Origin of the sequence: Streptomyces sp. NPDC020875 (assembly GCF_040641415.1) — a bacterium.
Taxonomy (GTDB): domain Bacteria; phylum Actinomycetota; class Actinomycetes; order Streptomycetales; family Streptomycetaceae; genus Streptomyces.
This window is the reverse complement of sequence record NZ_JBFADP010000076.1, coordinates 1-10,745: the sequence shown is the minus strand read 5'-3', so window position 1 is coordinate 10,745 and position 10,745 is coordinate 1. Positions and strand designations below refer to the sequence as shown.

Here is a 10,745-nt window from a genome sequence, read left to right as displayed (position 1 = left end):
TCAGGGTGTGAAAAAGGCTGATAAACCGCCCCGAAGAAGGCGGGCGGGTGCACTGTTCACGGGTCGGGGCAGGCCGGATTCAGGGGTCCGCCGGACGGGCGCGGGGGGTATGCGCCCGGGCGTACGGGTGCGGGTCCGGCCCGCCCGGGTCCGGCGCCGTTGCCGGACCCCCGGACGCCGTCGGCCGGGTGCGGTCGGGAACCCGGAGGCTCCCGTGGTCTGTCGTGGCGGTTCGGGTGTTACGCGCCCGCGTCGGTCAGCGCGGCCGTGAACTCGGCCGCCAGGGCGTCGATCAGGGATTCGTCGAAGGCCAGGGCGTTGTACTGGACGAAGCAGCTCAGCTCGCCGTCCGGCTGCTCGACCACCGTCAGCTCGGGCACTCCGAGATCGCCGCCGGGCAGCGGCCACGGCACCGTCGTACCGCGCGGCAGGGTCCACGGTTCGCAGGCCAGCCCGGGGAGATGGGCGTCGGCCGCCCAGTTCTCGTACCGCAGCCAGGCCGGGAAGGTCACCGCCGGGGTGAACTCGGCGTACGGATACAGCTGATGGTCCAGTGCCGCGGTCGACGCCCGCCGGACCCGCTCGGCCAGCTCGGCGAAGCCGGGCCCGCCGGAGCAGTCCACCCGCAGCAGCAGGGACTGCACCAGACAGCCCACGGTCCGCTGCGCCTCCGGCCGGGTCCGGCCCGGTACGGGGGTCATCAGGACCAGATCGGTCCGTCCCGAGCGGGCCGCCAGCAGCCCGCTCCACAGGGCGGCGACGGCCATGAACGGGGTCACCCCCAGCTCCGCCGCCCGCTTGCGCAGCCGTCCGGCCGGGTCGGCGCCGACAGTGAACGGCCGGGCGACGGTGTGCACCCGGTCGACGGCACGCCGCCCGGGGAACGGGTCGACGGCCGCGGGCGCCCCGGCCAGTGCCGCGGCGAAGTGCCGCCGCCCGGCGGGCCACCGCTCGTTCATCCACCGCACCAGCTCCGGGTACGGCATCGGCTGCTCGGGCAGTCCGGGGGCCCGGCCCCGGCGTACCGCGTCGTAGGCGAGCCCCAGTTCGTGCAGGAGCACACCGACGGACCAGCCGTCGGCGACCATGTGATGGACCGCCAGCAGCACGATGTGGTCGTCGGGGGCGCGGCTCACCACCAGCAGCCGGACCGTCGGATCGACGGCCAGATCGGTCAGCCGGTCCCGCTCCTCGATCAGCAGCGCGTCGACCTCGTCGTCTGACGCGCCCGGCGCGTCCCGCAGGGTGATCCGGGTCCGGGGCTCCGGGTCGAGGACGGTACGCGCCAGGCCCGGTACGGAGCCCGGGGCGGGGACGAACCTGGTCCGCAGCGCCGGATGGCGCCGTACCAGCTCGGTCACGGCCCGGCCCAGCGCCCCGGCGTCCAGCCGGTCCGCGACCCGGAACTGCGCGGTCACGGCGCCGACGTCCCGCCCGGCCTCCCCGGCCATCCAGTCGAGGAAGTTCTCCTGCTGCGAGGTGAGCGGCACCTCGTGCGGCAGGGCCCGCAGGGCGCGCGGGAACGCGGGGATCACCGCATCGGCCCCCGCCGGGTCGCCGGGGTCGCCCCCGTTGTCCGCCGGGACGGTCGCGGCGGTCGCGGCTCCGTCCAGCCAGGCCGCCTGGGCCCGCAGCGACGGCCGGCCGAAGACGACGGCGGCCCCGGTCTCCACCCCGAACCGCTCCGAGACCGCGGCGGCGAGCTGGACGGCCCGGAAGGAGTCGCCGCCCAGGGCGAAGAACTCGTCCGTCACCGACCGCACCGGGCGGCCCAGCACCTCGTACCAGATCGCGGCCAGCCGCACCTCGGTCGCGGTCCCCGGCGCCGGCCCCGCCCCGGCGGACACCGCCGCGGTACCCCCGGTGGCCGGGTCCGTGGCGTCGAAGAGCGCGCGCAGCCGGTGCTTGACCACCTTTCCGGAGGCGTTGAGCGGCAGTTCGTCCGCGAGCAGGATCCGGACCGGCAACTCGGCCCGCGCCAGCCGGGTGGAGAGGAAGAGCCGGAGCGCGTCCGGGTCGAGGCCGTCGGCGGCGGGGACCACCACGGCCACCGGCACCGACCCCATCACCGGGTGCGGTACCCCGAGCGCCGCAGCTTCCGCGACCTCCGGATACTCGTACAGCACCTCCTCGATTCGCAGGGTGGAGACCTTCAGCGCCCCGGACTTGATGACATCGCTCTCGCGGTCCACGAGATGGAGGAAGCCCTCGGCGTCCAGCCGCCCCAGATCCCCCATCCGGACCCAGCCGTCCCGGAACACCCGGGCCGACGCGGTGTCGTCGCCGGCATAGCCGCGCCGGGGGCCGAGCTGGCGCAGCCACACCTCACCGGTGCCCCCGGGCGGTACGGGAGCACCGTCCGGGCCGAGGATCCGCAGCTCGCCCGGGTCGGCCGGACGGCCCACCGAGCCAGGCCGCGCCGGGTCGACCATCATCGACACCTGGGCGGGCGACGACTCGGCGGAGGTGTAGACATTGACCACGGCGGTCCCCGGCAGCGCCTCGGTCAGGGCCAGCGCCACCGGACCCGGCAGCGCGGCGGCCGAGCAGCTGAACAGCCGTACGGACGAGAAGTCGTGGTGCCGTAACACCCCCGAGTTCAGCAGCTCGATCGCCATCGACGGCACCACGAAGACCGTGCCCGCGGCCAGGTCCGCCACCGCCCGGCCGAACTCGTCGGCGTCGAACCGGGGGAGCGCGACGACCGCGGGCGCCCCGGTGAGGGCGGTCATGATCATCATCTGGCCCGCATTGGTGCCGATCGGGAAGGCGTGCAGGGCGTGCCTTGAATGGGCGTACGGTCGCGGCCGGGGCGCCAGACGCAGCCCGGCCGTGAGATTGGCGTGCGAGGCGATGACGCCCTTGGGGTCACCGGTGGTGCCGGAGGTGCCGACGACCTGGGCGCGGTCCCCGGGCGCCGCCCGGTACGGCGGTTCGTCCGGCCCGGGACCGGCGATCGCCTCCACCGCCGCCAGCAGATGGTCCGCCCCGGCCAAGGGGCCCGGCAGCGGCGGGAGTTCGCCGCCGCGCAGAACGGCTACGGCCCCGCAGAGCCCGGCCAGCCGGGCCGCCTCCGGGCCGGTCGTGTCCGCGCGCAGCGGCAGTCCGGCGGCCCCCGCGTAGTGGAGGGCGAGGAACGCCACCGCGTACCGGTCCCACTCCTCGCCGGTGAAGCGCAGTGCCACCAGGTCCCCGGGCCGGATCCCGGCGTCCGTGAGCCCCCGGGCGGCCCGAACGGCCCGATCGCGCCAGGAACCGTAGCTGAGCGAGGCACCGCCGAGGACCTGGATCGCGGGCCCTTCGGGCTGTTTCGCGGCCCGTGCGTCCAGCAGATCGGGGACGGTGAGCGGAGCGGGCGGTGCGTTGATGATGCCCTCCAACTGCTTTGACCTGCACAGGAGATGATCCGACAGGTACGGTCACACGGAGACGGTCATGGGCATAGCGCGCGGTTGTCGCCCTTGGGTATGGTCTGGACCATTGGCGAGTACGGCGAAGGATAGCGCGCCACTGTCGTACTTGTGTCGCAATGATGGAGAGTTCGTGGAAATCGGTGGGGATCGGTCCCGTGAACCGGGCCTCCTCCACCACTGGACAACCGGATAACCCCTCGTCGGAGCAGGTTTTCCGGATCACCCGCACCATCCCCGGGCGGAGCCGGTGACCGAGGCGGCCACGTCCCGGCGCCCCGTCCCTTTTCGGACACCGGGCGCCCCGCCGGTCCGCCGCGGCGCCCGTGCCGTATTCGCCGTACCCGCTGTATCCGCCGTAGCCGCCGACGATCTCGGTGGGACGGCCCCGGCGGCCCGGCCCCGGCCCGACCCCGCCCACCATCCGGCCCCCACCCGGGCGCTCCGACGCGCCCGGGCGAGCGAGAAGGAAGGGACCCACCATGCTGTACGCGGGAATCGCCTGGTCCGCCGAAGGCTATGACGTGGAGATCGTCGACGACGCGGGGGTACGCGCCCTCGCCCCCACGCGCTGGAGCGCCGACCGGGTGCCCGAACTGACGTCCTGGCTGGAGCGGATCGTCCGGCACTCGGCCGAGCCGTGCGCCGTCGTCGTGGACAGCACCAACGGACTGGTCGACGGCACGCTGACGGCCGCCGGGCTCGACGTCCGCCGCGCCGACCCCTGGGTGCTCCCCGACCGGCCCGAATTCGGCTCCGTACCGGCCCGGACCCTCGCCGAACGGGCCCGCCGCGACCTGATGTCCCTGTCGCCGCTGACCGCCGAGGGCGGCGGGCAGACCGGCCGCGACGACGACTACCACGACGGGATCCGGCGCGGCGCCGGTGCCGAGGCCGAACTCACCCGGCGGGGCCGCTGCTTCCGGCACGGCCCGCGCGACCGCCGGGAGATCGCCCTGACCTTCGACGACGGCCCGGACCCCGTTCTCACCGGGGAGGTACTGGCGATCCTGGCCCGCTACGGGGTGTCCGCCACGTTCTTCTGCGTCGGGCTCCATGTCGCCGCCCTCCCCGACGAGGTGCGACGGATCGTCGACGCCGGGCACAGCCTGGGCAACCACACCTGGTCGCATCCGTTCCTGCCGGATCTGACGGCCCGCCAGTTCCGGATTCAGCTCGACCGGACCAGCGACGCCGTCGAACGGGCCGTGGGTTTCGTCCCGACGGTCTTCCGGCCCCCGTACGGCTGCCGCACCCCCGAATCGCTCGCCGAACTCCTCGCGGGCGGCCCGGCCCTCGCGCTCTGGGACGTCGACTCCTGGGACTGGGCGAGACCCGGGCCGGAGAAGATCACGAGTACGGTGCTCGAACACGTCCGGCCGGGCTCCGTGATCCTGATGCACGACGGCGGCGGCGACCGGAGGCAGAGCGTCCAGGCGCTGCCCGGGGTGATCGAGGGGCTGCTGGCCCGCGACTACCGCTTCGTCTCCGCCGACGCGCTGGCGGGCCGGCCCGCCGAGCGCTGACCGCACGCGCGGGCGCCCCCTCCCGGCGGGGGAGGGGGCGCGCGGAGGTGCCCGGACCGCGGATCGGGACCGGTGGGTGCTGCCCGATCCGCGGGTCGGGGCCGGTGGGTCAGGACGTGGTGCAGTACGCCTGGATGAACAGTTCCTGGGGCCGGTCCGTGTGGTTCTTGGCGTGGACACCCCAGCCGGTGGGCTCGGGCAGCCCCCGGTTGGTGTTGATGGCCACCCCGGGCTGCGGCGGCACCCCGGTACCGGAGTTCGGGGCGTGCGCGCCGCCGCCGGTGATCCGCTGGCCGGGCAGGCAGACCGCGGTGACATGGTTCTGCTCGCCGGACTGGAGCACGATGCTGGTCTGCCGGATCGTCACGGGGACGGTGGTACAGACGACGAACGCGCTCGCGCTGTGCGGCAGACCGTCGTTGTTGGCCAGGTCGACCCGCCAGCGGCCGTTGGTGTCGACATCCATCCGGCTGGCGGAGAGGAACGGCTCGTTGGTGACGAAACCGCCGCCGGACGGCCGCCAGCCGGAGGGGCAGTCGGCGAAGGCCGTCACGTTTCCGGCGCCCTGGACGGTGACCCGGGACCCCGCCACCCGGGTGTGGGTGGCCGCGGTACAGACCGCGTAGGCGGCGGCCTGCTTGGGGGTGTCGGTGATGTTGCTGGCCTTGAGGGCCCAGCCGTTGCCGGACGGCGAGGAACTGGAGATGAAGGAACCCTGTCCCGTCACCCCGCCCCCGCCGCCACTGGGCACGGTCCCCGAGGGGCAGGGCACGAACGTGTCGACGGTGCCCTTGGCCGGGACCGTCACGATCGGCCCCATGAAGCCGTTGTGATCGAGCGGCACCTGGAGCTGTGGCCCGCCCTCACCCGGTTGTTCCTGGGGCGGTGGCGCGGCGGCGGTCACGGTGAGCGCGAGGGTCGCGGCGGAGAGCAGGGCTACGAGGGGCGCGCGGCCGGTCATGGATTCCTCCCGGGTGTGGGGTGTGGGGTGTTCGGGACCGTGGACATCCCCGATAGGCCCCGAGCCGAGACCCCGCGCCCCGAACGAGCACTCTCCCGGCGCAAGCAGTATCGATTCCCCACCGATTTCCCACCGGTCCGCCTCCGGCGCGGTCAGCGGGGGCGCGGCGTACGGGCCGCGGCGACACGGGAGCGGTGCGTCCTCCGACCGCCCGTCCACCGCGGCCCGTGGCCGGTCGCTCTCGCGCTCTCCCGCGCGCCCGGTCGCGGCGAGCCGTCGTGGGCGGACGGCCGGGGGACGCACCGTCCCGCTCCCGCGAAACGGTGCCGGACATACGCGGCTCCGGCACGGGACGCGCCGTCCCGCCCCCGCGCAGCGGCGCGGCGCTTCAGAGGCGCGGAGCGCGATAGGTCCGCCCGCCCCGGCGCGGGAGCGCCGACGCGTCGTCGCCGGGACCCGCCGCCGTCTCCAGCGCCAGATGGAGTTCGGACCGTACCGTCGCGGACGACAGATCCACCCCGAGCAGCCCGCCGCACTCCGTCAGCCAGGCCGTCAGGGTGCTGCGGTGCACCCCGAGCGCCGCGGCGGCGGGCGCGGTCCTGCCCCGGTGCAGCAGCCACTGCCGGAGCGCTATCCGCAGCCGGGTGTCGAGCGGTTCCAGGACGTCGGCGGCCCAGCGCCGGGCCTCGTCCGGGGTGAGCAGCGCCGTGGGCACGGCGGGCCGCGACGGCACGCCGGGCGCGGCCACCGGACCGGCCCCGGGTACCGGCGGGGACCCGGCCGGGGCGCGCAGCGCCAGCAGCAGCCGGGCCTGTACGGTCGGATCGTCGAGGTCGACCGCCAGCAGCGTGCCGACCGCCCGCAGCCGGGACCGTACCGTGCCCTCCGACAGCCCGAGCGCCCCCGCCGCCGCCAGTGCCGAACCGGTCCGCAGCCTGCACTCCAGGATCCGGCGCCGTTCGTGGCCGAGCGGCCCGAGAACCGCCGAGGCCCAGGCGGCGAGCCGGTCGGCGGGGATCACCCGGAGGAGTTCGCCCGCCCCCAGGCCGACGGCGGAACCCAGCCGGTCCCCGGCCGGTCCCGGTACCGGGGACCCGGCCTCCGGCCAGGCCGCCGGGACCATGTCGAGGGGGACGGGTGCCGCCGAGGCGCCCGTCAGCCGGTGCCGCTCCGCGACCCCGGCGATCAGCGGATGGGCGGGGTGGCGGCCCGCGAGTTCGGTACCGCCGTCGTGGAGGGCGAGTACCACCAGTTCGCCCCGCTCCAGACAGATCAGGACCCGGGGGTCCGCCGTGCCCGGCCGGGCCGCCCGCCAGAGCGCCTGATGGGCGACCGGCGCGGCGTGCCCCGTGAGCCGGTACACCGTGGCGTGGGTGGCGGTGGTGCCGCCGAGTACATCGACGGCGAGCCGGTGCTCCCCGGCCAGCAGCAGCCGGAGGATCGCGGTGTGCAGCCGCTGCTCGGCCCGGCTGGTCTCGTCCGCCCGCCGGGCCCGTACCCGCAGTAGATCCGCGGTGGTCCGGGCGATCAGGGCCGCCCGCTCCGGTGACGTCGCCCGGCCGGGCCCGAGGACCAGTACCCCGCCCGCGACATGATGGACGGTCAGCTGCGGGTACGCCTGAGGGGAGGCCGCGGCGCGCGCCCCCGAGGGCCCGGCGCCCGGCGGCGCGCTGTGCACGGGACCCGCCACCGGGTCCACCAGGACGACCCAGCCCTCGGCCAGTACCGCCGCCTCGGCGATCAGCAGCGCCGCCGAGTGGGTCGCGGCATGGGTGAGCCGCCGTACCGCCAGATGGTCCCGGGGGTCGACCGGCCGAGGGCCGGGCGCGGATACGGGCCGCGCCCGGCCCGAGCCTCTCGCGGTCACCGGATCCGGGCCACGCCGCCCCACCCGGCGCGCTCGGTCAGCCGTCCGGTGGTGGCGTCGGGCCGCCAGTCCGGCCAGCACACGAAGCCGGGTTCGACCAGGTCGAGGCCGTCGAAGAAAGCCCGGGTGACCTCCGGCCCGCGGAAGATGTAGGGGATGGCCCCGGAGGTGTTGTACTCCTCCTGCACCGCGCGGTGCTCCTCGTCGGACGCGGTGGAGTGGCTGAGGGAGAGATAGCTCCCCGAAGGCAGCCGATCCACCAGCCTGCGGACCAGGCCGAGCGCGTCGGGCCACTCCACGATGTGCCCCAGTACGTCATTGATGACCAGGGCGACGGGCTCGTCGAGGTCGAGTGTCCGGGCGGCCCCCGCCAGTACGGCGTCGGTGTCCCGCATATCCGCGAGGACGTAATCCATGGCGCCCTCGTTGGTGCTCTCGCCCATCGCGTGGACGTGCAGCAGCACCAGCGGGTCGTGGTCGACATAGACCACCCGGGACTCGGGCGCGATCCGCTGGGCCACCTCATGGGTGTTGTTGGCGGTCGGCAGTCCGGCGCCCACGTCGAGGAACTGCCGGACCCCGGCCTCCCGGGCCAGCCAGCTCACCGTACGGACCAGGAAGCCGCGGGACTCCTGCGCGAACGGCTCGATCAGCGGGTACTTGGCGCGGTAGGCGTCCCCCGCGGACTTGTCGGCGTCGAACCAGTCCTTTCCGCCGAGCCAGTAGTTCCAGACCCGGGCGCTGTGGGCGACGGACTTGTCGATCCTGGGGGGAAGTTCGGTGGGTTCGGTCATTCCAGGGCCTCTTTCGACATATCGGGATGGAGCGCGGTGGCGCAGGAGTAGTCGAGGAGCCGCCGGTACGCCGTCACGGTGGTGTCGGCGTCCCAGACGTCGGCGGCTCCGGCGAGTCCGCCCTCCCGGACCACGTGGTCGGGTATCCCCGGCACGTCGACCCGGAAGAAGGTGAGGGCGGGGATGCCCGTCAGGGCGTGCGGCGGGCTGTCGACGGGGTGGATCTGGAGCGTCACGTACGACTGCTCGGCGGCGGCCCGCAGGGCGTCGATCTGCTCGGCCATCACCTCACGGCCGCCGACGACGGTCCGCAGCCCCGCCGCGGACATCAGCGCCCAGACCCGGGTCCGCCGCTCGCGCAGCCGCTCGCGGCGCTCGGCGAGGAGTTCGGCGCGGCGCTCCCGTTCGGCGGGTGACAGATCGGGGCGGAGTACGTCGTCGAGGGCGCGGGCGTAGGCCGGGGTACGCAGCAGGGCCGGTACGAGGACGGGGTCCCAGCTGCGGACGATGCTGGCCGCCGACTCCACACTCATCAGATCGAACTGCCAGGGTTCCATGACGGCCCGCCAGGGATGCCACCAGCCGGGCCGGTTGGCCGCGGTCAGCTTTCCGAGGGTCTCCTCGACCTCGGCGGGAGCCGAGCCGTACGCCGTCAACAGGGTTCTGACCTGCCCGGGATCGAGAGATGTCTGGGCCTGCTCGATCCGGCGGACCGTGGCGGGATGGGCGCCGAGCGCCTCGGCCGCCGCCTCCCGGGAGAGCCCCGCCGCCTCGCGCAGGATCCTGAGCCGGGTGGCCAGCACGAGATGTGCGAGGGTCCGGCCGGAACGCTCCCGTGCCACGGACGGACACCCCTCTCCGGCAGTCTCCGCAATCTGCGGACAGTGCATACCTTGTCGCTTGCAATCTCCGGGCGCAACCCTTTGTATGTCCACGATCACGCATACGCCGTCCGGGCCTCAACAGCCGCCCGCCGGGGCGTGATTGCGGTCGAGGGGCCTTACGGGGGTAGGTCCCTCGGCCGATCCTCGTCCGGATGTGCGACGAGGCGGGCGACGCGCCGGGCCGGAAGTGTCCGGGCCCGTGGCGAGCGCCGGGTGACCGTGAGAGATCCGGCACCGCCGAGCCGACGCCCTTTTTCCGGATATCAGTGGATATCTCTAGCTCTGATGGCTTGTGCCCCTTTTGTCCGCCCGTAATGCTCGGATCGGGGAAAGCGGTTCGCGGCCCCGAAGTGCATTCCGGACATCTAGCGGAATATTTCGCATGTCGCCCGGATATTCCGCCGTGGGACGCACATCACATACGAAGGTCCTTAGTGGTGGTCCCGCGGTTCCGGCCCCCGGCGAAGGGCGGGAGAGCGTCCGCGGGCCCGACTGAGATCCACTATCCGGGTTAGCAGCCCGGCGTTGTCAGATCTCCCCGCCAACGCTAAGAATCCCTCCACGCCGCCACCGGAGTCGTTTACGGCTCCCGTCCCCGTGTGCGGTGCTCCCATCTGAAGGGTTACCTCAGCATGTCCGTTTTCCGTACGCAGCCGCGCCTTGGCCGGTCCGCGACCCGTCGGGCCTGGGCCGGTGGGCTCACGGCCGCGGGCACCCTGGCCGTCACGCTCGCCCTCGTCCCCGGTACCGCGACCGCCGCCCCGGCCGCCGCCGCTCCCGCCCCGCAGGCCGCCGCCGTCTCGTATCCGAACAACCTCAACGGCTGGATCCTGGAGTCGCTCGACGTCATGCGGCTGAACGGCATCCCCGGAACGTACGAGGGGCTGCACCGCAACATCATGCGCGAGTCCAGCGGCAACCCGCTGGCCATCAACAACTGGGACATCAACGCGATCAACGGAACGCCCTCGAAGGGGCTGCTCCAGGTGATCGACCCGACGTTCCGCGCCTACTGGGTGGCGGGTACCCCCAACGACCCGTTCCACCCGGTCGCCAACATCGTCGCCGCCGCCAACTACGCGGCCGACCGCTACGGCTCCATCGACAACGTCTTCGGCCCGTACTGACCGGACAGGGCCGGGCCGCACCCCCGCCCGGTCCCTGCCCCGGCCGCCGCGACATCACGCGGAACCCGCCGGGCCGCAGGCCCCGCCGCTCACGAGCCGGGGCCGGGAACACCGCGAAAAGCGGGTGTCCCCGGCCCCGGCCCGCGCGTTAAGATCGCCCCGCACGCCCGATCGGG

7 protein-coding genes are annotated in these 10,745 nt (G+C 74.1%); 2 read left to right on the top strand and 5 right to left on the bottom strand.

Translation table 11 applies throughout. The annotated features are described in order from the left end of the window. Positions 1 to 239: 239 nt before the first annotated feature. The gene (locus AB0G74_RS31115) at positions 240 to 3,380 is read right to left on the bottom strand and encodes an AMP-binding protein (RefSeq protein ID WP_361153081.1); all 3,141 of its coding nucleotides are present in this window, start codon (positions 3,378 to 3,380) and stop codon (positions 240 to 242) included. Positions 3,381 to 3,892: 512 nt separating this feature from the next. Between AB0G74_RS31115 and AB0G74_RS31110 the strand changes: the two genes are divergently transcribed. Beyond that, entirely contained in the window at positions 3,893 to 4,936 is a 1,044-nt protein-coding gene (locus tag AB0G74_RS31110) for a polysaccharide deacetylase family protein (RefSeq protein ID WP_361153079.1), read from the top strand. A 109-nt stretch (positions 4,937 to 5,045) separates the two neighbouring features. Here the strand turns inward: AB0G74_RS31110 and AB0G74_RS31105 are convergent, their stop codons facing one another. The 4 genes from AB0G74_RS31105 to AB0G74_RS31090 all read right to left on the bottom strand — a co-directional run bounded on the left by AB0G74_RS31105 (position 5,046) and on the right by AB0G74_RS31090 (position 9,400). Continuing rightward, positions 5,046 to 5,897: a hypothetical protein gene (locus AB0G74_RS31105; protein ID WP_361153076.1), complete on the bottom strand. Its 852-nt coding sequence runs from the start codon at positions 5,895 to 5,897 to the stop codon at positions 5,046 to 5,048. Positions 5,898 to 6,285: 388 nt separating this feature from the next. Beyond that, positions 6,286 to 7,764: a helix-turn-helix domain-containing protein gene (locus AB0G74_RS31100; RefSeq protein ID WP_361153073.1), complete on the bottom strand. Its 1,479-nt coding sequence runs from the start codon at positions 7,762 to 7,764 to the stop codon at positions 6,286 to 6,288. After that, positions 7,761 to 8,558, bottom strand: a complete 798-nt coding sequence (locus AB0G74_RS31095; protein ID WP_361153070.1) for an SAM-dependent methyltransferase — start codon at positions 8,556 to 8,558, stop codon at positions 7,761 to 7,763. The genes AB0G74_RS31100 and AB0G74_RS31095 overlap by 4 nt, the downstream gene beginning before the upstream one ends. Beyond that, positions 8,555 to 9,400 (bottom strand): helix-turn-helix transcriptional regulator, encoded by an 846-nt coding sequence (locus tag AB0G74_RS31090; RefSeq protein ID WP_358828824.1) that lies wholly within the window; start codon positions 9,398 to 9,400, stop codon positions 8,555 to 8,557. The genes AB0G74_RS31095 and AB0G74_RS31090 overlap by 4 nt, the downstream gene beginning before the upstream one ends. 674 nt (positions 9,401 to 10,074) lie before the next feature. Between AB0G74_RS31090 and AB0G74_RS31085 the strand changes: the two genes are divergently transcribed. Continuing rightward, entirely contained in the window at positions 10,075 to 10,569 is a 495-nt protein-coding gene (locus AB0G74_RS31085; protein WP_361153066.1) for a transglycosylase SLT domain-containing protein, read from the top strand. Positions 10,570 to 10,745: the final 176 nt, after the last annotated feature.